17 protein-coding genes and 4 pseudogenes are annotated in these 23398 nt (G+C 68.7%); 11 read left to right on the top strand and 10 right to left on the bottom strand.

The window, feature by feature from the left end:
• Positions 1 to 27: 27 nt before the first annotated feature.
• Positions 28 to 1326, bottom strand: coding sequence for an ABC transporter substrate-binding protein (locus tag BN4251_RS17700; RefSeq protein ID WP_087486290.1), 1299 nt, complete (start codon positions 1324 to 1326; stop codon positions 28 to 30).
• Between the two features lie 728 nt (positions 1327 to 2054).
• On the opposite strand from BN4251_RS17700, the gene BN4251_RS17695 reads away from it, so the two are divergent.
• Both BN4251_RS17695 and BN4251_RS17690 read left to right on the top strand, forming a co-directional pair.
• Positions 2055 to 2852 carry an IclR family transcriptional regulator gene (locus BN4251_RS17695; RefSeq protein ID WP_087486289.1) on the top strand — a complete coding sequence of 266 codons (798 nt, stop codon included), beginning with the start codon at positions 2055 to 2057 and terminating at the stop codon, positions 2850 to 2852.
• A gap of 61 nt (positions 2853 to 2913) precedes the next feature.
• Positions 2914 to 4202 (top strand): annotated as a pseudogene (locus tag BN4251_RS17690) (IS3 family transposase).
• A 24-nt stretch (positions 4203 to 4226) separates the two neighbouring features.
• Here the strand turns inward: BN4251_RS17690 and BN4251_RS17685 are convergent.
• Positions 4227 to 5300: pseudogene (locus BN4251_RS17685) on the bottom strand (IS256 family transposase); the annotation flags it as partial.
• A gap of 72 nt (positions 5301 to 5372) precedes the next feature.
• Here BN4251_RS17685 and BN4251_RS17680 point away from each other — a divergent pair.
• Together BN4251_RS17680 and BN4251_RS17675 are read left to right on the top strand one after the other, a co-directional pair.
• Positions 5373 to 6593 (top strand): annotated as a pseudogene (locus BN4251_RS17680) (IS110 family RNA-guided transposase).
• Positions 6594 to 6603: 10 nt separating this feature from the next.
• Entirely contained in the window at positions 6604 to 7386 is a 783-nt protein-coding gene (locus BN4251_RS17675) for a hypothetical protein (RefSeq protein ID WP_140398472.1), read from the top strand.
• 17 nt (positions 7387 to 7403) lie between these two features.
• Here BN4251_RS17675 and BN4251_RS17670 read toward each other — a convergent pair whose 3' ends face one another.
• The 6 genes from BN4251_RS17670 to BN4251_RS17645 form a co-directional block, all read right to left on the bottom strand.
• The gene (locus BN4251_RS17670; protein ID WP_087486287.1) at positions 7404 to 8111 is read right to left on the bottom strand and encodes a hypothetical protein; all 708 of its coding nucleotides are present in this window, start codon (positions 8109 to 8111) and stop codon (positions 7404 to 7406) included.
• Positions 8112 to 8167: 56 nt separating this feature from the next.
• A complete protein-coding gene (locus BN4251_RS17665; RefSeq protein ID WP_245810411.1) occupies positions 8168 to 9436 on the bottom strand; it encodes an MFS transporter in 1269 nt (422 codons plus the stop codon).
• A 213-nt stretch (positions 9437 to 9649) separates the two neighbouring features.
• Entirely contained in the window at positions 9650 to 10474 is an 825-nt protein-coding gene (locus tag BN4251_RS17660; protein ID WP_087486286.1) for a sulfite exporter TauE/SafE family protein, read from the bottom strand.
• Between the two features lie 73 nt (positions 10475 to 10547).
• Complete coding sequence (locus tag BN4251_RS17655; protein ID WP_087486285.1) at positions 10548 to 11402, bottom strand: sugar phosphate isomerase/epimerase family protein; 855 nt, start codon at positions 11400 to 11402, stop codon at positions 10548 to 10550.
• Between the two features lie 89 nt (positions 11403 to 11491).
• A complete protein-coding gene (locus BN4251_RS17650) occupies positions 11492 to 12181 on the bottom strand; it encodes a DUF624 domain-containing protein (protein ID WP_087486284.1) in 690 nt (229 codons plus the stop codon).
• Positions 12178 to 13458, bottom strand: coding sequence for an ROK family transcriptional regulator (locus BN4251_RS17645; protein WP_087486283.1), 1281 nt, complete (start codon positions 13456 to 13458; stop codon positions 12178 to 12180). Before BN4251_RS17645 ends, BN4251_RS17650 begins: the two co-directional genes overlap by 4 nt.
• 258 nt (positions 13459 to 13716) lie before the next feature.
• Between BN4251_RS17645 and BN4251_RS17640 the strand changes: the two genes are divergently transcribed.
• The 7 genes and pseudogenes from BN4251_RS17640 (at position 13717) to BN4251_RS17610 (ending at position 21321) form a co-directional block, all read left to right on the top strand.
• Positions 13717 to 14715: a carbohydrate ABC transporter permease gene (locus tag BN4251_RS17640; protein WP_087486282.1), complete on the top strand. Its 999-nt coding sequence runs from the start codon at positions 13717 to 13719 to the stop codon at positions 14713 to 14715.
• Between the two features lie 16 nt (positions 14716 to 14731).
• Positions 14732 to 15655, top strand: a complete 924-nt coding sequence (locus tag BN4251_RS17635) for a carbohydrate ABC transporter permease (protein WP_087486281.1) — start codon at positions 14732 to 14734, stop codon at positions 15653 to 15655.
• Positions 15652 to 17052 (top strand): extracellular solute-binding protein, encoded by a 1401-nt coding sequence (locus BN4251_RS17630; protein ID WP_087486280.1) that lies wholly within the window; start codon positions 15652 to 15654, stop codon positions 17050 to 17052. Before BN4251_RS17635 ends, BN4251_RS17630 begins: the two co-directional genes overlap by 4 nt.
• Positions 17053 to 17147: 95 nt before the next feature.
• Positions 17148 to 18107, top strand: a complete 960-nt coding sequence (locus BN4251_RS17625; RefSeq protein ID WP_087486279.1) for a Gfo/Idh/MocA family protein — start codon at positions 17148 to 17150, stop codon at positions 18105 to 18107.
• A 66-nt stretch (positions 18108 to 18173) separates the two neighbouring features.
• Complete coding sequence (locus BN4251_RS17620; RefSeq protein ID WP_087486278.1) at positions 18174 to 19187, top strand: Gfo/Idh/MocA family protein; 1014 nt, start codon at positions 18174 to 18176, stop codon at positions 19185 to 19187.
• A gap of 371 nt (positions 19188 to 19558) precedes the next feature.
• Positions 19559 to 20860 (top strand): annotated as a pseudogene (locus BN4251_RS17615) (ISL3 family transposase).
• Between the two features lie 227 nt (positions 20861 to 21087).
• Positions 21088 to 21321, top strand: a complete 234-nt coding sequence (locus BN4251_RS17610) for a hypothetical protein (protein WP_087486277.1) — start codon at positions 21088 to 21090, stop codon at positions 21319 to 21321.
• Positions 21322 to 21366: 45 nt separating this feature from the next.
• Here BN4251_RS17610 and BN4251_RS18400 read toward each other — a convergent pair whose 3' ends face one another.
• On the bottom strand, positions 21367 to 21528 hold the full coding sequence (locus tag BN4251_RS18400) for a hypothetical protein (protein ID WP_170932019.1): 162 nt from the start codon (positions 21526 to 21528) through the stop codon (positions 21367 to 21369).
• A gap of 207 nt (positions 21529 to 21735) precedes the next feature.
• Positions 21736 to 23361, bottom strand: coding sequence for a hypothetical protein (locus BN4251_RS17605; RefSeq protein WP_087486276.1), 1626 nt, complete (start codon positions 23359 to 23361; stop codon positions 21736 to 21738).
• Positions 23362 to 23398: the final 37 nt, after the last annotated feature.

Genomic DNA, 23398 nt, shown 5'->3' with positions numbered 1-23398 from the left:
CCTCGAGGTGTTCCGCTGGCTGCCGCTTTACTCGCCAGTCGCAGTCGCGTCCTCTTCCAGGAAGGCCGCAAAATTGGCCTGAGCAGTCTGCGCAGCCGCCGTCACATCTTCACCGCGAATAGCTGCGATCAGGGGTTCACCTACGATGTCGCGGGCTCGACCGACCTGGACCACGCGAGGACGGTCGTAACCGACTCCGTTTTCTGTGGAGACACGAAGGGTTTCCTGGAAATCCTCCGGAATGCCAGTGAGGCTATCCGGGTTCTCCCACACCGACGTCCGAGCTCCAGAAACTCCAGCCTGCTGTGCAGCCAGAACCATGTCGGGGCTCGTCGCCCACTTCACGAACTCCCAAGAGAGATCTGCCTTTGTAGTCTTCGCGTTCACTGCGAGCGCCCAGGACGGTACGCTGTAGGGCTTGGAACCGGCAGGGCCCGCCGGCAACGGAGCAACACCCAACTGGTCTGCGGCGACCGTGGAGGTCCCTTCTCGGATGAGTTCCGACCAGAACACCTCGGCGTCGATGAACATCGCGATCTTTCCCTGCTGGAACAGCGGGTTGATCTGCTCGGTCGACATCGATTCAACGCCCTCGGGGCCGTAGTTCCGCAAAAGATCACCGTACATCGTATAAGCAGCAATAGCTTCCGGCGTATCGATGGAGGCCTCGCCGGATTCTGTCATAAAATCCGCCCCGTAGCTGTAGAGGAAGCCGGAGAACTGGGTCACGGCTGCTGCTTTCTGCCCCCGCATGGCAATCCCGAACACGCCTGAGGCAGGGTCAGTGAGCATCTCGGCCGCGTCTTCGAGATCCTCCATCGTCTCTGGCACCGAGATGCCCGCTACGTCTAAGAGGTCTTTTCGATAGAAGAGAACCTCCCGCTCCGTAACGATGGGGATCCCGTAAACTGCACTGTCGACCTTCACGACTTCCATAGCGGCTTCCTGGAAGTCCGCAAGATCGTAGGCTGTATCGCCCGCCGCACTCGCGTCGAGATCCAGAAGCCACTCGTTCCTCATGAACTGCACGCCCTCCTGGAGTGGGCGGTACATCATCACATCGAGGTCAGTTGCGTTCGCGCTGAGCCTCGTGCTGTACATGGTTGAGAGCTGATCTGCCTGAAACTCGTTCAGCTGAACCTTTACATCATGCTCTTCCTCGAACTCGGGAAGGAGATCCTTGATGTAGTTTGACCAAGGATGGTTACACGCGGAGACGTTGAGGACGTTGCCGCCTCCGCTTCCACCACCTCCACAGCCGCTCAGGGCTGCGGCACCCGCCACTGTGGCCGCGCCACCAAGGAACTGTCGCCTGTTGAGCCTCATGATGTCTCCTTTGCTCACCACCGCAGGGCTTCATCGACCCCGCGTTTTGCCACTCACGAACTTTCGTCGCCAATACCTTGCGGGCTTAGAGCCACCGCGCGGCGGCCCCGAGTACATGCCCGCCCTGACACTGGCGGTAATGCGACTTCCTACGCCGAGATGACCGTCCGCCCCTCCCTGGGGCGACCGACCCTCTACGCGGGACGGGGGGAGCGGCCAGCGCCAACGCCCCCACATTCCACGTTGCGGAACGTTCGTTTCGCTCTGCGTTGCTCGAGAGTAGATCATCGGCATCGGTCCCGCAACAGACGGAGTCCACACCGAGACCAGACCGCAACCTAGCCCGGAGGTCGTGGTCGCTGGATGCCGGCCCGGACTCGCGGGTCGAATCGGAGCCTTGATTGGGTGGAGCAATCTAGGGCAGGTGCTACCGAAGGAAGGTCTGCGCTATAGTGTTGAGGGATCTCGAGCCTACATTTCACGCACGGCATTGCCTACGCCGCGCCAGTGCATCTCTCGCACACGACTCCAGCGTGCCGCCCCAGCCCCCCAATTGAAATGAAACTTGGCGATCAGTTGGCTTGCCGCAGGCAAGTGATCGCTCTCGACCGATTCTGAAACATGTCGCTTTTACACTGGAGGTGGAATTGCCTTTCTGAGCCATTCGCTCCGAATGGCATACCAAGCAATGAGGCTCCTCCCCAATGACTCTTAGAATTGATTACTCTATGACCATCTCGCCTCCGCCCGAATCTTCCCCCGTCGGCAGTGTCGACAGAGCGCTTATCGTTCTAGAGATCCTTGCCGGGGCTGGACCAACGGGGATGACACTGCGCGAGATCGCCTCGGAGAGCGCGCTCAACAAGGCCTCGGTGCACCGCCTACTACGAGCTCTGATGTACCGAGGATTCGCCGAACAGGTGCTACCTGAGCAGAACTATCGTCTCGGCAGCGCACTTCCAATTCTGGCCAGCCGTTTCGAGCAGGAGGAGAACATGGCACTCTTGCTCGCACCAGCGCTCGCCGCAATTTCACAGGAAGCTCGAGAGCTGGTCCATCTCGGACGCCTGGATGGAGCCCACGTTCTCTACCTGGACAAAGTCGAACCCGAGCGTGCGCTCAGAGTTTGGTCCCGCGTGGGCAGTCGTGCCCTCGCAGCCCGGACAGCCATGGGAAGGGCGATGTTGGCCGCCGACGGGGTGAACGGCCAGGCTCTAGCTCCGTACTCGAGAGCAACCGAAGATCCTCAGCAGAGCCCGGGGGCCGTCATCTCTCTGCCTCGGCTCGAGTCAGTGATTGCCGATACCGCTGCACGTGGCTGGTCTATTGAGGTTGAGGAGAACGAGCCCGGTATTGCTTGCGTGGGGGTCGCCCTCACTCGACCAGGAGGACGCTCCTTCGCAGTGAGCATCACCGGCCCAATCGAGCGGATGGACGAGCAACGGCGCGCGGAGATTGGGGCACTGCTGCGCGACAGACTCACGGAACTCGGACCTCACGGCTTCCAAGTCGCGAGCGTCCCATGAGGCGAGTTGAATCGGCCCGGGTTTGATGCCGCTGCTGTTTGAGTCCGGAAGGATGGACAGCATGCCGAAGAAGATCGATCCCCAGCTGCGCGCGAGGTGCGTGCGGCTCGTGCGCGAGCACCAGCAGGAGTACCCCACCCTGACCGCGGCCACCGCTGCGGTGGCCCGTCAAGAGGGCGTCTCTCGCGAGTCCGTGCGGCGCTGGCTGGCCCAGGCCGAGGTCGACGACGGAACCCGTCCCGGCGTCACGACCGAGGAGTCTGCCGAGGTCAAACGGTTGAAGGCCGAGAACAAGCGGTTGCGGGAGGACAACGAGATCCTCCGCCGGGCTTCAATTTTCTTCGCGGGGGAGCTCGACCCCCGAAACCGCTGATCTGCGCGTTCATCGACGAGATGAGAGCCGAAGGGTATGCAGTCGAGCCGATCCTCCGCGTCCTGCGCCAGCAGGGCCTGAAGATCGCTGCACGCACCTACCGGGCCTGGAAGAGACCGCCCCGCATCGCGGCCCGCACCGTCACAGACGCTCTGGTCGAGGACAAGATCCGTGAGCTGGCCTGGACGTTCAACGCCACCACCCAGCGGTGGCAGATGACCCCTGAAGGCCTCTACGGGCGCCGGAAGTGGGTCGCGCTGCTCCGCCGTCAGGAAGGCCTGGCCGGCACCTCCCGTGGGGCGGTGGACCGGGCGATGCGCACCCTCGGCCTCGAAGGTATTCGGCGGGCGAAGAAGCTGCGCACCACCATCCCGAACCCTAATGGGAAACGGGCGGGTGACCTGCTCAATCGCGACTTCACGGCCCCGGTTCCGAACCTGGTCTGGGTCACCGATTTCACCTACGTTCGCACCTGGGCCGGGTTCGTGTACGTCGCTTTCGTCGTCGACGTGTTCGCTCAGCGGATCGTGGGCTGGCACGCGTCCTCGAGCATGCGCACCGATCTCGTCATGACGCCACTGCGGATCGCGCTGTGGCAGCGGGAACGCGAGGGAAACCAGGTCTCACCAGGCTCTTTGGTGGCGCACAGCGATGCCGGATCGCAGTACACGTCGATCCGGTACACCGAGCACCTCGACCTCGAGGGCATCGCTCCCTCGATCGGGACCGTCGGCGATGCGTTCGATAACGCGCTCATGGAGACGGTCAATGGGCTGTTCAAGACCGAGTGAATCCGCACCACCGTCTTCCACCACGGCCCGTTCCGGACGCTCTCGGACGTCGAGTTCGCGACTGCCGGCTGGGTCGACTGGTACAACAACCGACGCCTCCACGGCTCCCTGGGGATGTTGACCCCGGTAGAGTCCGAGGCGCTCCACTACGAGGCCCTCGCCCGAGAGCCCGAACCCGCAAAGTAGCGGCAGAAAACCTGGGCCGATTCAGTTGGTCGTGTAGATGACCTTGCGCAACATCGGCGGGAACTGCAGGAACGGAATGAACCGCTCCCAGGAGTTCGCCCAGGTCGTAGCAGCGGAGGGGTACTTCTTCCCGAGCTCGGAGGCCTCGAACTCTGCCAGCGCCTTCCGGGCGATCTCCTCGTTGGGTGCGGTGTAGATCGGCTTGAGCGCCTTGGCGACCTTCTTGCGGTCGGAGTAGGCCACGAACCGCATCGCGGCCCGGATCAGGTGGACGACGCAGGTTTGGACCATCGAGTCCGGCCAGGTCGCCTCGATCGCCTCTGGCAGGCCCTTGAGGCCGTCGCAGCAGACGATCAGCACGTCCCGCACGCCCCGGTTGGCCAGGTCCGCGCAGACGTGGGCCCAAAACGCCGAGCCCTCGGTGTCCTGGACCCAGATCCCCAGCACGTGCTTGATCCCCTCGAGGTCCACGCCGACGGCGATATAGGCGACACGGTTGATGACCTGGCTGTTCTCTCGGATCTTGATCCGGATCGCGTCGAGATAGATCACCGGATAGAACTCCTCCAGCGGCCGCGACTGCCAGGCCAGCACCTCTTCGCTGACGGCGTCGGTGATGTTGGAGATCATCTCGTGCGACAGATCCGTGCCGAGCGTGGAGGCCAGATGGTGCTGGATGTCCCGGATCGTCATCCCGCCGGCATAGAGGCTGATGATCATGTCATCAAGGCCTCCCAGCCGCCGCTGACCCTTGGGGACCAGGCGCGGCATGAACGACCCACCCCGATCCCGGGGGACGTCGAGCTGGATCGGTCCGACTTCGGACTCGACCTTCTTCGACGTGGTCCCGTTCCGGGAGTTGGAGTGCTTCGACGCCTCGCTCGAGCCCTTCTCACAGCCCAGATGGCTGGTCAGCTCGGCCTGCAGTCCGCGTTCGAGCGCTGCTTTGACCAGCGCGGGCACGAACCCTCCATCGCCGGTCAGCTCGACCTTCCCGGCATCGATCTGCTCGAAGAGGGCATCAAGCTGGCCAGAGGCCTTCAGCTGCTCGACCAAGTCCTGGCCCGATGGCTCGCCCTGCTTCTTCTCGTCCGTCATGGTCATGATTCTTACCGTTCCTCTCGGTACGGCTTACACAGACCATCTGACACGCCCCGATTCGCGGTCGTCATCGGTCTGGATGTCGGGAAGACCGCCCACCACGCGTGCGCGCTCGACCCGGACGGGAACAAGCTGTTCGACAAGCCCCTCCCGCAGGACGAGACCAAGCTCCGTGAGCTGTTCACCCAGCTACAGAACCACGGCGAAGTACTGATGGTCGTCGACCAGCCCAACACCATCGGAGCACTGCCGATCGCGGTCGCCCGCGACTCTGGCTGCTCTGTCGCCTACCTGCCCGGTCTGGCGATGCGGAAGGCCGCAGACCTCTATCCGTGCAGGTCAAAGACCGACGCGCGCGACGCATTCATCATCGCTGACGCGGCCCGCACCATGCCCCGCACCCTCCGGCAGGTCGATCGCGACAACGACATCCTCTCCGCCCTGAAGGTCCTCGCCGGCTTCGACGAAGACCTCGCCCACGAGACCACCCGGGCGCTGAACCGGATCCAATCTCTGCTCACACAGATCCGCCCAGCGCTCGAACGCGCCTTCGTCGGCGGGACCCTATCGACCGGACTCGTGCTGGACCTGCTGGAGAAGTTCGGCGGCCCGACCAAGTTCAAGACTGCAGGTCGAAGCAGGGTCCTACGGTTCGCCCGGGCCCACTCGCGCCGTGACCCCGAAGCGCTGATCGACCAGATCTTCACCGCGCTCGCGGAGCAGACCGTGATCGTGCCGGCAACCGCGGCAGTGGGACTCGTGATTCCCAGAGTCGCCGGTCAGGTGAAGGAGCTGAAGGAGCAGCGAGCGGCCGTGGCGAGGGAGGTCGAGACCATGCTGGGGGACTTCCTCTCGCCTCGGTCTTAATGAGCATGCCGGGGATCGGCATCAAGACCGCCGCCCAGATTCTCCTGAACATCGGCGACGGCTCCGCGTTCGATACCCCAGGCCACCTCGCGGCCTATGCCGGAATCGCGCCGGTCACGCGAAGATCCGGCACCTCGATCCGCGGCGAGTTCCCCGCGCGTTCAGGTAACAAGCGGTTGAAGAACGCGCTGTTCTACTCCGCCTGGGTCGCCTCGCACTCCGACCCGATCTCCACGGCCTACTACGATCGCAAACGAGCCGAGGGCAAGCGCCACAACGCTGCCGTGATCTGCCTGGCCCGCCGCCACTGCAACGTCATCTTCGCGATGCTCCGCGACGGCTGTCAACAGCACCTACTACAAAGCATCCATACCTGCCCCGACGCCTGAGCCGGCCGCTCTCGCGGCTTGGCTCAGAACATAGGCCCCCTGCATTGGCTGCCCCAGGTGCGCCCTTCCCCGCCGAGGCCCTGCTGGTCGCGGTGCGGAACGGTCGGCCGCTCGATGCGCTCGAGGTGCTCGAGCCGCTGCCCCCCGCGCAGCGCAGGCGCGCCTGGACCCCGGCGCTGCGGGAGGCGGCCGACGGCATCGACCTGTCCCCGGACAGCGCCCGCGATCCCCAGGGGCGCTGGGTGGGCAGGCTGCGTCAGGCGCACTGGGATGCCGCGACCGTGGCGAGGCTGGGCACCCGCGAAGCGCAGATCGCAGCCAAGCGGGTCCATCCGATCGAGCTGCCGGTGGCGAGGGATCTCATCCCACGGCTGTTCCCCGAGCAGCTGGACGTCTTCGTGGAGGTGTGGTCGCAGGCCTTCCTCAGCAACCCCAGGGCCTGGGACCGGCTGCGCGGCGTCGAGGCAATGTTCGACTGGGCGCAGCAGGGCCTGGTCCCGCCGCCCACCCAGCGCGGCGCAGTGCTGCTGCTCATCGCGCAGCATGACCTCTCCGGATACCTCGACCAGCACCCGGTGCTGATCGGGACCACGCTGCCGCTGCTGTTCACGGTCGAGGGCCGCTCGGGGGCGTCGACCGCGCAGCGGGACGAGACGATGCCCGGACTGAGCCTGGGCCGGCACCTCGTTCCGCGGCTGATCCGGGAGGGGCACTGGGAGCGTGAGCAGGTGCTGCAGTGGTGCGAGCAGGCGCTCGCGATGCCCCGCAGCGCGTACGAGCTGCGCTGGTTCCGGGCGCTGCGGGAGCGCGTCGAAGCTCTGCGCTGAGCGGGGCGACGGCGCGCTCAGGCCTCCCCGGCAGTGACCCGCTGCCGGCGCGCCGTGACCGTGCCGAGCACGCCCGCGACCACAGAGCCGATCACGAAGGCAGCCAGCGCTGCGATGAGCGTGGCAGGCAGCGGCAGGTGCGGGGGCGAGGCGTCGGTGGCCAGGCCGATCACGTGCAGCAGCGCCGCGACCCCGAGCAGCAGCGCGGCCACCGCACCGCCGGCGGCGACGCCGATCTGCAGCGCCCGCACCCGCCGGGCGGCGGCGACCAGGAAGCCCACCAGCGCGACCAACACCACCGCCTCGACCACCACTGCGGCGATCACCACCAGCAGCGAGGAGCTCAGTCCGAAGATCGTCGGCACGGTCTGGATCGGCTCGCCCAGACCGACCAGCACGCAGGCGAGGATCCCCAGCACCGTGGACAGCACGGTCCCGTCCTCCAGCACCACGATCATCACCGCAGCGGCGATCGCGCAGGTCAGCCCCAGCAGCATTCCGATCCCGGCCAGCAGCTGCAGCGGCCCGAGGCCCACGAAGGCGCTCGCCACGGCCAGGAGCACGCCCAGCAGGAGGCTCACGCCCATCGCCAGGCCCGTGCGGTTCCAGGCACGGGCGGGGGCGGTGACGATCCCGGCGGCGAGCGGGAACGCGAGCGGGACGGCGAGCGTCGCCGCCATCAGCACCGCAGCGAGCAGTTCGAGGGGGTCCAGGTCGAACGACATGCTCCATGGTCTCCCGCGAAGGGTGGTCCATGCGAGGAGTTGACCGAAACGGGATCTCAGTCCGGAGCGGCGGGCAGCAGGCGGCGGCGGTCGGCGAGGTGCCAGGCCCACAGCAGCGCACCGATCACCACGCCGATCAGCGCCGCGATCGCGACCACGGTGAGGTTCGGGGTGATCAGCGGGGCGATCACGCCGGAGAGCAGGGCGTTCATCACCAGGGTGAAGAAGGTGCCCAGCGAGGCGGCGGCGCCGCTCTGGTGCGGGAACAGGTCGAGGATCTCCAGCTGGACGGGGGCGAAGAACAGGGAGGCGGTGAAGGACATCAGCATCGGCCCGATCAGCACCGGCACCAGTGAGAGGTCCAGCTGCCCGGAGGGGTCGGGGAAGACGATCACCAGCACCACGTTGAGCGTGCCGGTGATCAGCGTGCCGAGGTAGCCGAGGGTGATCAGGCGGGCGCGGTCCATCAGATCGGCCGCACGGCCCACCACGTAGGAGCCGGCCATCATCCCGACGATCAGCGGGCCGAACAGCACCCAGAAGTCCTGCTCGCCCAGGCCCAGCAGGCGGGCCACGATGATCGGGGCGGCGGCGACGTACACGAAGTGGGCGGCGAAGCCGAAGGCGGTCGCCGCTGCGATCCGCACCATCGTCAGCGAGCGCCCCACCTGCCACAGCGAGCCGAGCACCGCGCCCAGCCGCAGCGGGGTGCGAGCTTCCGGCGGCAGCGACTCGGGCATCAGCGCAGTCAGCACCATCACCAGCACCCCGTACAGGCCCACGCCCGCGAACACCCAGCGCCAGTCGCCGAGCAGCAGCAGCCAGCCGCCGAGCATCGGGGCGATCACCGGCGACAGCGCGAAGATCATCATCACCCGCGCCATCAGGCGCTGCGCCTCGGCCCCGGCGAACAGGTCCCGGATCACCACGCGGGAGACGATCGTGGCGGCGCCCGCGCTCATGCCCTGCAGCACGCGCAGCGCGATCAGCATCCCCATCCCGGAGGCGAAGATCGCGCCGAACATCGCCAGGATGTAGATCGCGAGCCCGGTGAGCATCACCTTCTTGCGGCCCAGCGCATCGGAGAGCGGTCCGTGGAACACGCTCATCACCGCGAAGGAGGCGAGGTAGACGCTGATCAGCTGCTGCAGCACCACCTCGGAGGCGCCGAACTCGTCCCCGATCTGGGTGAACGCGGGGAAGACGGTGTTGATGGTGAAGGGCCCGAGCATGCCCAGGGACGCGAGGGTCAGGGTGATGCGGGCTCCGGCGGTGCACCGGCTCTTCGGGGTGGACGCGGGATCGGCCGCCTCGGGGGTGGTCACCTGCCCAGTCTAGGCGGGAAGCGCTTCCGGGCCGGGGGCGAGGGTGCCGCGGTGCAGCAGGCGAGGCACCTCGTGCGCGAGGCGCAGCCGGCGCGGCGGATCCTCCAGCAGCGGCGCCGCTGCTGGGTCCGTAGTCCCCCCTTGAGGGCCAGCAGCGGGAGGTCGTGCTCCGTCACGAACTCCCGGAGCCAGGGGCCGGCGGAGGAGGCCCGCTCACACCACCAGCAGGCCGATCGCCGCGGCGACGGTGAGCACCAGGACGAGGTTCTCGAACACCTTCTGCGGGATGCGCCGGGCCACCTTCGCGCCCGCGTAGGCACCCAGGAACACCGCGGGGATCAGCATCACGTCCATCACCAGGGTGTCGCGGGTGATCAGGCCCAGCCCGGCGGAGAACGGCACCTTGAACAGGTTCACGATCGCGAAGTACCAGGCGGAGGTGCCCAGGAACGTCAGTACCGGCATGCGCATCGCGTAGAAGTACAGCGACATCACGGGCCCGGCGGCGTTGGCGACCATGGTGGTGAAGCCGCCGAGAAGGCCGTAGCCGATGCCCTGCGCGGTCGCGGCGGCGCCGGGACGGGAGCCGGCCGCCGCGGCACGGGTGGGCGGCAGCCGGTCCCCTGCCGCGCCGGAGGCGTCGCGGCGCTGGGCGAGCCGGCGCCGGCCGACGGTGACGACCACGAGCACCAGCAGGATCACGCCGATTGTCAGGCGCACCCCGTCGCCGTCCACGCGGGCGAAGTAGAACACGCCGATGACCACGCCGATCATGGCGCTCGGCAGGAGCCTGACGAGCGTGCGCCAGTCCGGCTCACGCCGATAGACCCACAGCGCCATCATGTCGCCCACGATCAGCAGCAGCAGGAGCGCGGCGGTGGACTCCTTGGCGGGCATGGCCAGGGCGAACAGGCCCACGGCGATGGTGCCCGCTCCGGGCAGGGCGGTCTTGGCGAAGCCCACGATCAAGGCGGCGGCGATGACCAGTGCCCAGGAGGCCGGACTCAGGGTGGGGACGAGTACGGCGAGGTCGGGCATGGTGGGTGAACCTATCAGCGCTCGGCGCGCAGCGGCGGTGGCGTCCGCGCCGAGGCGGCCCGGACCGGGGCGCTCAGCGCTGCTCGCCGACCGCGATCGCGCGGTCCAGCAGGCCGGAGATCTGCGAGAGCACCTCGTCCACGGGCCGCTCGGCGAGGGTGGCCATGAACGGCTCGATCTTCACCGGGCCGGTGTAGCCGGCGGCGCCGACGGCGCGGAGGAAGCCGTCGAGGTCGATCACCCCGGTGTCGAAGGGCAGGCGGCGGTCGAGATCCTGCTGCTCGTCCCGCTCACGGTCCGCGCGGGCGTCGTTGAGGTCGACGGAGACGATGTCGGCATCGGTCAGGCCCGCGAGCTGCTCCGCGTCCTCCCCGGCGGTGTACCAGTGGTAGGTGTCCAGGATGAGGCCGACGTTGCGCGCGCCGGTCTCGGCGATCAGCTCGCGCGCCTCGCGCAGGGAGTGGATGAAGGGGAAGCGCTCGGTGGACCAGAAGGTCTTCGGGCCGATGTACTCCAGGCCCAGGCGCAGGCCGGCGTCCTCGAGCAGCGCCGCGACCAGGGCGATGCGGCCCTGGTGGAGGCGCCAGTTCTGGCGGTGGTCGAGCTCGTCGTGCATCGGGCGGATCCAGGTGCCCAGGCGCGTCACGCCCGCCGCGGCGAGCAGCTCGAGATCGGCGGGCAGATCCACCAGGGCGCGACGGAACTCCTCGGCAGGGGCGTCGAGGCCGATGGGCAGACCGGCCATGCCCCACTGCAGGCCCTTCTCCTTCACCGCAGCGCCGTGCTCGGCGGCGCCGGAGGCACCAAGGCTGCGCAGGTGGCCGAGGTCGGGGTCGACGCCGCCGAAGCCGTGGGCGGCGGCGAGCTCCACGGCGCGGGCGTGGTCGAGGTCGAGTCCGAGGGCGCCGGGCGAGAGGGTCGAGAACATGGGTGCTCCTTGGTCAGGGGTCGCGGTGCGGGACGGTCGAGGTCGGGACGGTCGAGGTCGGGACGGGCAGGGGTTGGGGAAGGCAGGGGTCAGAGTCGGGCGGGGGCCTGGCCGCTGAGGTCTTCGAGGAGCACGGTGATGCGCCGGCCGAGCAGGCCCACGGCCATGTCGATCGCGAGGCCCGCGCCGAGCAGCAGGGCGAGCGGCCAGGCCAGGCTGCACAGCACGGCCCAAGCGGCCAGCAGCGCCACCAGCGCGAAGCTGCGGAACGGGACGGCGCCGGGCATCAGCAGGGCGAGACGCCAGGTGACCAGCAGGTGCTGGTCCCGCACGCGCGGGGCCACAGCGATCGCGGCGAGAGAGACCGCCGCCCAGCCGGCCGCGATCGCGGCGAGGGTGCCGAGCACGGCCATCACCGCGGGGTTGCTGCCCAGGCCCGCCGCGGCCTGCCAGAGCATCGCGAGCGCCAGCAGCTGCACCACCAGCAGGGGCAGCATCCGCGCGGTGGCGGGGAGCAGCTCTCGCCGGCAGCTGGCCCACATCAGCGGCAGCGCGCGGGTCAGCTCGCCGCGGCGCTGGGCGCGCAGGGCGTCGGCCGCGGCGCAGGTGGCCGGGGCGATCCCGAGCACTACCAGGCCCAGCAGGGTCAGCGCGAGCCAGGCGAGCTGGATGCGCACCACCGCGTAGACGTGCTCGAGGGTCTCCACCAGCCAGGTGCCGCGTCGGCGCTCGCGCGGCACGAAGGTGTCGGCTGGGGTGTCAGCGGCAGGGCGGTTCATGCGCGCCCCCTGGCCCGGGCGCTCAACCCGCGGCGGGGCGAGAGCTCCTCCTCGAGGAAGAGGCAGGCGGCGCCGATCGCACCGGCGGCGTTGCCGAGCTCGGAGAAGTGCAAGGAGCATCCCGAGCCCTCGAGCCACTCCGCGGTGCGGGCACGGATCTGCTGCGCGGCCAGGGGCTGGAGGGCCGCGAGCACGGGACCGCCCACGATGATCCGCTGAGGATCGTGGACGCGCGCGAGGATGTCGAGCGCGGCGACCACAGCCTGGAGATGCGCCTCGACGGCACGGAGGGCGGCGGCATCGCCGCGCTGCGCCGCGGCGGCGAGCGCGTCCACGGCGCCGGGGAGGTCATCGGGGCTGATCTCCGCGCCGGCGGTGGTGGCCCGCTCGACCATGCGCCGCGCATCGGTGAACAGGTTCAGGCAGCCGTATCGCCCGCAGCGGCAGCGCTCGTCGGTGAGGCCCGTGGGCAGGTGCCCGATCTCCCCCGCCTGGGTGCTGCCGCCGCGATGGACGCGGCCGTCGGCGCTCACCGCGGAGCCCGCGCCGTGGCTGAGGTAGAGGTAGAGCACCGTCTGCTCGGAGGGGAGGTGCCCGGCCCAGATCTCACCGGTCAGCGCCGCATTGGTGTCCTTGTCCAGGAGCACGGGCAGGCCGGTGGCGGCCTCGAGCCGTTCGACGATCGGCATCTGGTGCCAGCCGGGCAGCCAGGGCGGTGTGCGGATCACGCCTGCGGCGACGTCGAGCGGGGCGGGGGCGGCCACGCCGATGCCCAGCACCACCCTGCGGGGCGGCGTCGGCACCCCCTGCTCCTCGCCGTCGGCGGAGTGCCCGGGCAGGAGGTCCGGCAGCGCGTGGATCGGGGTGGCGTCGTGCAGGGCGAGCAGCCGCTCGATCTCGGTGACGATGCGGTCCAGATCCGCGGAGGCGTCCTCGGTGGGGGCGGCGAGGGTGGTCGAGTCCACGGCCTCGCCCTGCAGGTCGCACAGCACGACGGTGAGGTGCGCGGGGTCCACGTGCAGGCCGATGGTCCAGCGGGACTCGGCGACGATGCGCAGGATCGTGGTGGGCTTGCCGGGGCCGGAGATGCGCTGGCCGGCGGTCTCGATCAGTCCGTCGCGCAGCAGGCGGCGGGCGATCAGGGAGACGGTCTGGCGGGACAGGCCGCTGCCGCGCACCACCTGGGACTGGGAGATCCCCATCGGCGCGGCGCGGATCATCTGCAGCACGAGCCGCTCGTTGTAGGAGCCGATGTCGGCCATCGACGTTCCGCGCATGCCGCCCCCTTCCGTGAGCTGGTCCCCCGCCGGGCGGAGACGGGCAGATCTCCCCCGCTGCCGCGCACGATACGCGGGGGCGATCGGGGCCGCGCTGGAATTCGTCGGCCGTGACCCGTTGATTAAGTCAATCAGTGTGAGTAATCTACCTCACCATGGCGCAGGGATCATCGGATCCCCTTCGGACAGCCATGGCGGGAGCACTCCGTCCCGCCCCGTGAACGCACCGCGACGAGGCGGTGCATCGGAAGGAGAGACATGAGCGCGAGCGATGCGATCGCCGCGGTCGGCCCCGCACAGTCCCGGGGAACCCCGACACGCGAAGCATCAGAAGGACCGCCCGGCACGGGCGGCCGCCGTCGGCGCCCGCTGAGCCGGCGCGAGAAGCGGAACCTGCGAGTGGGGCTGCTGTTCATCTCGCCGTGGATCATCGGCGTGGCGGTGTTCGTCATCTACCCGCTGGTGTACTCCTTCGGCATCAGCCTCACCCAGTACTCGGGCATGCAGACCCCCACCTTCATCGGCCTGCAGAACTACGTCTCCGCGTTCCTGGACCCGCTGGTGCGCACCTCGGTGGGCAACACCGTCTACTACATGCTGATCTCCGTGCCGCTGGGCCTGGTGGTCGCACTGCTGCTGGCGCTGGCGATGAACCGCAACGTGCGCGAGGTGGCGATCTACCGCACCCTGCTCTACCTGCCCTCGCTGATCCCGATGTTCGCGATGTCGTTCATCTTCATCGTGTTCGTCAACCCCCAGTTCGGCATCGTCAACCAGGTGCTGGGGCTGTTCGGGATGCCGGATACGAACCTGCTGGGCGAGCCGCGCTACGCGAAGATCGTGATCATCCTGATGGCGCAGCTCGCCGCCGGCAACGCGGCGCTGATCTACCTGGCGGGCCTGCGGAACATCCCCTCCACCCTGTACGAGGCGGCGCGCATCGACGGCGCCGGGCGGATGAAGCAGTTCACCGCGATCACGCTCCCGCTGCTGACCCCCACGATCCTGTTCAACCTGATCACGGGCGTCTCCGGCGCGATGATGGTGTTCACCGAGGCGTACATCATGACCGACGGCGGTCCGGACAACGCGACCCTGTTCTACATGCTGTACCTCTACCGCAACGCCTTCTCCTACGGTCAGCTCGGCTTCGCCTCGGCGCTCGCGGTGCTGCTGTTCCTGTTCGGCATGCTCCTGGCCGGCCTCATCTACTGGCTCTCGCGCCGGTTCGTGAACTACGACGTGGCCGCAGGCTGAGAGGAAGGCACACATCATGGCAATCACTCAGATGAGCGCTCCGGCGACTGCGGCGGACACCGCCCGCCCGCTGAAGTCGCGCTCCGACTACGGCCGCAACCCCGACGGCTCCCGCCCCACCGGACTCAGCGCCTGGATCTCACGCCTGGTGATCCTGGCGGTGCTGGCCCTGTTCTCGCTCCCCCTGTACTGGATGCTCATCTCGGCGGTGAAGGGCCCCGAGGAGCTCGCGATGGTCCCGCCCACGCTGTTCCCGCAGGAGTTCCACTGGAGCAACTTCCGTGAGGCCACCACGGTGATGCCGTTCTGGCTGTTCTTCCGCAACAGCGCCATCATCACGATCAGCGTGGTGGTGTTCTCGGTGATCTCGAACTTCATCGTCGCCTACGGCTTCTCGTGCATCGACTGGCCCGGCCGCGACAAGGTGTTCTTCGTGGTGCTGGCGACCCTGTTCCTGCCGTTCCCGGTCACGCTGATCCCGATGTTCGACATGTGGGCGGCGCTCGGCTTCGTCAACACCTGGGCGCCCCTGATCCTGCCCGCGCTGTTCGCGGGAGGGTTCTTCACCTTCCTGCTGCGGCAGTTCATGCTGCAGACCCCGCGGGACATGCTCGATGCGGCCCGCGTGGACGGCGCGAGCGACTGGTCGATCGCCTGGCGGATCGTCTTCCCCGCCACGCGCCCGGCGCTGACCGTGGTGGCGATCTTCGCCGCGGTGGGCACCTGGAACGACTTCATGGGCCCGCTGATCTACCTGCAGGACCGCGAGCTGCAGACGCTCTCGATCGGTATGGAGGTGTTCCGCTCCGTCAACGCCCAGGACGTCCCGTTCAGCCTGCTGATGGCGGCCTCGTTCCTGGTGGTGCTCCCGCTGGTGATCCTCTTCTTCCTGTTCCAGCGCTATTTCATCAGCGGCATCTCCCTGGGAGGTTTCAAGTGATCGATCGAAGGACACTCCTCAAGGCCCTGGGCGCCGGAGCCTCCGTCTCCATCGCCGGCGGCGCGATCACCGGCTGCACCGACCGCCCCACCGGCGCGGACCGCGACCCGAACGTGGTGCGGCTGTGGGGCATCTGGGCCTCCGACGCGGACGTCGAGGCCGAGATCATCGAGGCGTTCACCGCCGAGAACCCCGACATCACGGTCGAGGTCTCCCAGGTGCCCTCCAACGGTGAAGGCGACGCCTCGAGCGTCATCACCGCCGTGCGCGGGCGCACCGGCCCGGATGTCTACTTCATGGACCGCTTCAACACCTCGCAGTTCGCCTCCCTGGGGCTGCTCGAGCCGATCGATGGGCTGATCGAGGAGCACGAGGGGATGAGCCCGCAGGAGTACATGGCCGGCTGGGTCAAGTTCGCCACCGACGAGCTGTTCTACGACGGCCACTACTACGGCCTGCCGATGGACACCGACACCCGCGGCATGTACGTCAACCTCGACCTCGCGGACGAGGCGGGCATCGATCGGGCGCTGCTGGATCCGGAAAACGGGCCCCTCTCCTACGATCAGATGTGGGAGATCCACGACGAGGTCAGCGTGCAGGATGCGCGGGGCTCCTACGAGCGGGTCACCTGGATCCCGTGGGATGACCAGGCCTCGCTGCTGATGTGGGCGATCGCGAACGGTGTCCCGCTGTACGACAACGCCGAGTGCCGCATGCTGCTGGACGAGCAGCCGATGCTGGATGTCGCGACGATGTACGCGGACTGGGTCAAGCGCCTGAACTTCCCGCGCCTGGACGCCTTCAAGGCGACGTACCAGCCGCCCAACGCCCCGCCCACCCAGACCTCCTTCTTCTCGGACCGGCAGCTGTTCCAGATCACCGGCCCGTGGGGAGTGCAGGGGCAGGCGGACTACAAGCCGGACATGAACTACACCGTCACCCACCTGCCGGTGCCGAACGCGGGCGATGAGCCCTTCACCTGGGCGGGCGGCTTCGCGCTGACCATGCCCAAGGGGGCGTCGATGTCCGAGGCGGCGTGGCGGTTCATGTCCTACTACGCCGGCTACGAGGGGCAGAAGACGATGATGCGCGGCATCAGCCGCATCCCCACCAACCTCGAGACCGTCGCTGATCCCGAGGGCTGGAACGAGGACATCCGGTTCTTCGTGGAGCTGCTGGATGTGGCACAGTCGCGCCCGCCGCTGCCGGTGGGCACCAAGCTCTGGGACGCGATGATGACGATGCAGGGCAGCCTCAACCAGGCCTCCGACACCCCGGAGAACCTGGTCAAGGAGGCCCAGGCCTACGTCGACCCCACCATGCAGCAGTTCTGTCCGTTCCAGCTGCCGGAGGGCTTCGGCCAGCCGGATCCGAATCTTCGCCTGCCCGACTGAGCCGGGCAGGCGCGGCGGGGCCCCGGCCCCGGAACCACGTGCGGCGGTAAGACCTGCGGGCGAGCCGTGAACCATCCCAATGATCGTGAGGAAGCATGACCGCACCACTGCGCATCGCAGCGCTCTCGGCCTGGCACGTCCATGCCGAGGAGTACGCCCGGGAGGCCCAGCAGCATCCCGGCACCGAGCTGGTCGCCGTCTGGGACGAGGAGCCGGAGCGCGGCCGCGCCCTGGCCGAGTCCCTCGGCGTCGAGTTCGCCCCGGACCTCGAGGTGCTGCTGGCCAGGCAGGACCTCGACGGCGTCACCGTCACCACCGCCACGAACGTGCACCGCGAGGTGATCGGGAAGGCGATCGCGGCGGGCAAGCACGTGTTCACCGAGAAGCTGCTGGCCCCCACCGTCGCCGAGGGCGAGGAGCTGATCGCCGCGGCGCGCGAGGCAGGGGTGCGGCTGACCGTCTCCCTGCCTCGCCTGGCCCACGGCTACGCGCTCGCGCTGCGGCGCGTGCTCGAGGAGGGGCGGCTCGGCCGCCTGACCTACTCGCGGGTGCGCCTGGCGCACAACGGCTCCACCGCCGACTGGTTGCCGGCCCGGTTCTACGATCCCGTCGCCGCGATCGGCGGCGCGTTCAGCGACCTCGCCGCCCACCCCGTCTACCTCACCCAGCTGATCCTGGGCACGGACGTGCAGGTGCGCTCGGCGACCTACACCGACATGACCGGCCGCGGCGTGGAGGACAACGCCGTGGTCACCGTGACCGGCACCGACGGCGCGATCGGCGTGATCGAGACCGGGTTCGTGACCCCCACGAGCCCCTTCTCGATCGAGGTGCAGGGCACCAAGGGCTCGTTCCAGCACGGGCTCGGGGCCGACGGCGGCACCAGCGTCGACACCGGCGAGGGACCGGTCCCGCTCGACGTCCCGGCCGATGCGGAGAACCCCTTCGCGCAGTGGGTCGACGCGATCCGCACCGGTGAGGACACCACCGAGAACCTCGAGCGCGCCCAGGCCCTGACCGCTCTGGTGGCCTCGGCGAACTCCGCGGCCGCCTGAGCCCGCAGCATCCCAGATCCGATCCACCCCACGAACCTCATGACCATCGCAGAAGCAGGAGCCTCCATGACCAGCACCGTCCCCTCCCCCGTCCGCATCGGCATCCTCGGCGGCGGTGGCATCGCCACCGCGCACCTGAACGCCTACGCCACCGTCGCGGACCGCGCGAAGGTCACCGCCATCGCCGACGTCGACCCCGAGGCGCTCGCCCGCCGCGAGGCCGAGACCGGCGCGAAGGGCTACACCGACTTCAGGGAGCTGGTGAAGGACGAGAACGTCGACGCGGTCGACATCTGCCTCCCCCACCACCTGCACACCCCCGCGATCCTCGCGGCCGCCGAGGCGGGCAAGCACATCCTGTGCGAGAAGCCGCTGTGCCTCACCCCCGAGGAGGCCAAGCAGGTCAGCGAGGCCGTGAAGAAGGCGGGCGTGACGCTGATGTGCGCGCACAATCAGCTGTTCATGCCGGCCGTCGCGAAGGCCAAGGAGATCCTGGACGCGGGCACCCTCGGCGAGGTCTACGAGGTGCGCACCACCGACTCGTTCTACAACGACTTCGACCCCGATTCGATGGGCTGGCGCGCGAACGCCGCGACCTCCGGCGGCGGCGAGCTGATCGACACCGGCTACCACCCCACCTACCTGATGCTGCACCTCGCGGGCGCGGTCCCCACCAGCGCCTTCGCGATGCTGTCCACGCACCGCCTGAAGTTCATGGAGGGCGAGGACTCGGCGCAGGTGCTGGTGCGCTTCGACAGCGGCGCAGTGGGCCAGATGGTGACCTCCTGGGCGTACCAGGCCGCACCGGGCACCGACCGCTTCTCCGTGGTGGGCGAGAAGGGCTCGCTCAGCTCCGACGGCTCCACCCTGCGCGTGCAGGTGCGCGGCGAGGAGGAGCAGGTGTTCGAGCACGAGCAGGTGGAGACCTTCTCCGCCGAGATCGCGCACTTCGTGGACTGCCTGATCAGCGGCGAGCGTCCGATCAACACGGAGGTGGAGGGCGTGAGCGTGCTCGGCGTGATCCTCGCGGCCTACGAGTCCTCCCGCACCGGCAAGATGGCGGACGTCATCAGCCTCTGAAGCGCGCTCAGCCTCCGAGGCACGCTCGGCCTCCGAGGCACGCTCCTCACTTTCGCGGGCTGAGGACCGGTGTGCATCGACGCATCGGTCCTCAGCCCGCAATTCTGCGGCGCCGGCGAGGCGGGCCCGGGCCAGCGCACCTCTACGTGCCACGCCGAGTTACGGCCCGACACACCGGGTCCAGCGCCGGTGCATGTGGCCCTGCACCGGCTCAGCTGGTCGAGTACTGGCGGAATACGAGGCGCTCTGGCAGAGAAGTGGCCCTTCGAAATTGAGGGTGTAGTCGAGGGTCGGCGGCGGGTTCGTGGATAGGCGTCGAGGTCTTCCAGGATGGAAGTTCTCACACTGCCCATCCGCCGGAAGACCTCGACTTGCACCACCCTACGTTCGCAACTCCTGACCTGACCACGTTCTGCCGCCTCGACGAGCTCGGCCTCGAAGCCGTCGGCCAGCTGCTCGAGCCCGACCGGGCAGTACTTGAGTGCCGTGTCGTCGACGACGACCCGTAGTGCCGGAAGTGCGGCAGCCCGGGCTTGCCGCGTGACACGGTCACGCGGCCGCTCGCGCATGAGCCGTTCGGGCACCGGCCGACGGCGCTGCTGGTGCGGGTGCGCCGCTACCGGTGTGGCCACTGCCGGCGCACCTGGCGGCAGGACACGTCGAAGGCGGCGGCGCCGCGGGCGAAGATCTCCCGCGGCGGGATCGGGTGGGCACTGACCGCGATCGTGGTCGACCACCTCACCGTCTCCCGCGCAGCAGCAGGCCTCGGGGTGTCGTGGCATACCGCGAACACCGCGATCCTCGCCGAGGGCAAGCGGCGGCTCATCGACGACCCGACCAGGTTCGACGGGGTGACCACGATCGGTGTCGACGAGCATGTCTGGCGACACACCAGGCTCGGCGACAAGTACGTGACCGTGATCATCGACCTCACCCCGGCCCGCGAGAAGACCGGCCCGGCACGGCTGCTGGACATGGTCGAGGGCCGCTCGAAGCAGGTGTTCAAGCAGTGGCTCGCCGCCCGGCCCGCGGACTGGTCGAAGCAGATCGAGGTGGTCGCGATGGACGGGTTCTCCGGGTTCAAGACTGCCGCGGCCGAGGAACTCCCCGACGCTGTCCCGGTGATGGACCCGTTCCACGTCGTCCGCCTCGCCGGCGACGCCCTGGACCGCACCCGGCAGCGCGTCCAGCAGGACACCCTCGGCCACCGGGGTCACGCCGGCGACCCGCTCTACGGTGTCCGCCGCACCCTCCACACCGGCGCGAGCTTCCTCACCGAGAAGCAGACCGCCCGCCTCGACGCGGTGTTCGCCGCCGAGGAGCACGTCGAGGTCGAAGCGACCTGGGGCATCTACCAGCGCATCGTCGCGGCCTACCGCGAACCCGACAAGAACAAGGCCAAGGCCATGATGCGGACCGTGATCGACGCCGTCACCAGCGGCGTCCCCGCCGCTCTCGCCGAGATCCGCCGACTCGGGCGGACGTTGAAGCAACGCGCCGCCGACGTGCTCGCGTTCTTCGACCGGCCCGGCACCAGCAACGGCCCCACCGAGGCCATCAACGGCCGCCTCGAGCACCTCCGCGGCTCCGCACTCGGGTTCCGAAACCTCACCCACTACATCGCGAGATCGCTGCTCGAAGCCGGAGGCTTCAGACCTCACCTACACCCTTGATTCCGAAGAGCCGGATATGCGAGGAAGTCGGCCATGCGGGGAGCGTATCGGGTGCGGTGAGGGTTGTGGATAACTCCGCGCGAGTGGCGGCGGGCGTAAGACTTGTCGGGGGCGCCGAATTGCGTCAATCAGGGGTTGACGCGTCAAGGGGGAGTTGACATCATTGCGGATGCGCCGGCGCGGATCATCCATGCCGATCGGCTCCGGCCGAAGTTCTATGACTACCTATGAAGACAACCTCTGACGACACGGGTCTCGACGGCCTCGACCTTGCGGTCACGCCGGCGCGTGATGCCGTTCACTTCCGGCGCATCATCGCAGCGCGCGAAGGTCTCGACGCGGCCGAGGAAGAGCTTGCGGCGGCGGTGCTCGCGGCTCGCGCGGCGGGAGACTCGTGGACGATGATCGGCGCCGCGCTCGGCGTCACCCGGCAGGCGGCGCAGCAGCGGTTCGGGCGCTGACGCGGCGGCGCGGCGGATTTCCGTGTCGAAGCCGACACGTATCGCTCAGCGGCGCTGATCGGCAATGAGATCGCTGACAGATCCGCTCGCGTGAACGGCGTGCGGAAGCTGCATTGCTCGAGGTGCGGCTGGGGGCACGGCGATTCCCTCGCGCACGAGTGCCTCGAGGCCTGCTTCGCTGGTGAGCCCGACATCGGTGCTATCCATGAGGGCAATGTAGTCGCGCATCGGGCGGACGCGGACCCCCGCTGCGCTGAGAGAAGGAAGATTCGCCGAGGATGGGCCCACGCCGCACGCGAGGCTCGTGCCGGCGCGAAGCGACGGGACGAGGTGCGGTGGGGATGGCGATTCGGCCGGATCCGCCCTTCTCTCGGTGAATCTTCCTGCGCTCGGAGCACGCGCGGGCCCGTCCCCTCAGGCGTGGCGCTTGCGGTGGCGGGCCACGTCCTCGAGGGTGCTGCGATCGGTTCGCTCCCACTCCCAGGCTGCCCACGCGGCGGGGCTGGTCGCGGGGGCGATGAAGCGCTCGAAGACGTCTGCGCGGAAGCGGTCGACATCGGCGCGGGCGAGCAGCAGGAAGGTGCCGCCCTCGCCGTCGCGATCGTGCTCGCGCAGCTTGTCGTAGGGATCCACCCACACCTGATCCGGCCCGCGCAGCGCGTTCGCGATGTCGACGACGAGCGGGAGAAGCGGGGTCTTCGGCCAGTGCTCCGTCGGGTCGATCGTGGGCGGGGTCTCGAATCGGCGGAGCTCTCCGTCGATCTCGACCTCGGCGGCGATCACGCCGTCGTCGTCGAGGTCCGCCACGTCGATCGCCCCGATCCGCTCGACCGCGCCTGCCGCGAGCGCGATGTTCCCGACGATCTGACGCACGATGTCGGCGTGGTCGAGGCGTCGCGTGCGCACCGTCGCGTGCGACGCGGTCTCGGAGAAGACGCGCGAAAGCCGATCGAGGTGCGGCGGCGGCCACACGCTCTTCGCCTGCTGATTGAACGCGGGGCGGGTGCCGGCCCGCAGCAGGCCGATGACCGGCCCATCGAGCGGCCCGAAGAAGTGCTTGTTCGCACCGCGTCGCCGCACGCCCTGCGTCGTGATCCGCTTCTCGTTGGAGGCCTCGACGTCGCCGAGCACGCGGATCCCGAAGTCCTCGAGGATCTCGCGCTCCTCGGCGGTCGGGATCGGAGCGAGGGGAGGGGCGTACGGATCCAGGTCGGCCGGATCCGACAGCCCGCTCGTGAGGTAGCCGCGCGGCAGCGTGAAGACGTTGTCGCCGGGGAAGGTCGCGGGCACGCCGGGCGACGTTCGCACGGTGTCCCACCACGTCGCCTCGGCGTCGCGCAGCGGCAGGAGGTACGTGCGCGCGATCGCGCGCAGAGCATCGACGTGCTCGTCGCGGATCCAGAACACGAGCTTGCTGTGCACGACGTCCCAGTCAACCTTCGACGGAGCGTCGTCGACCAGGTCGACCGGCGTCAGTCCGGGCGGGCGCACGGCGTCGAGCACGTCGTCCCAGATGTCCCAGTGCGTCGTGCCGCGCCCCCACGAGAGCGTGCGCTCGCCGACGCGCACGTCGGCGGTCCACCCGTCATCGTCGCGCGCGAAGGCGAGGATCTCGACCTCCCGCGGATCCTCGTCGAACGGTTCGGTCGCGCGCTCGGCGATGCGCGCGACGGTCTCTTGCAGACCCACCTCGGTCCGCACGGGCCCCGCCTCCGGCAGCAGCACCGCCTCGTGCCAGATCGCCGGTGCTCCGCAACCGTAGCTGCCGAGGCCGTGCCGGTCGGCGAGCAGGCGCCAGTAGGCGCCCTGGCGGTAGGGCTCGGGCGGCAGCGTGCGCGCCGCGGCGCCCGTCTGACCGTAGGCGTTCGGCGAGATCCCGGGCGGGTTGCGGCTGATGGACCGGCGCAGGATCTCGGGCGTCAGCCCCGGCGTCAGGTGCAGCCCCAGCGCTTCGAGCGACGCGACCTGCTCGGCCACCGTCGGCCCCGGCTCGTCGCCCAGCGCGTATGTCGGCTTCTTCGTGAACGGCCACCACCCCATGCGGCCAGGGTGCCATGGATCCACGTTGCGCCGAGGG

The organism is Brachybacterium massiliense, from assembly GCF_900184245.1.
GTDB classification, from domain to species: domain Bacteria; phylum Actinomycetota; class Actinomycetes; order Actinomycetales; family Dermabacteraceae; genus Brachybacterium; species Brachybacterium massiliense.
This window is presented reverse-complemented; position numbering and strand designations above follow the sequence as displayed.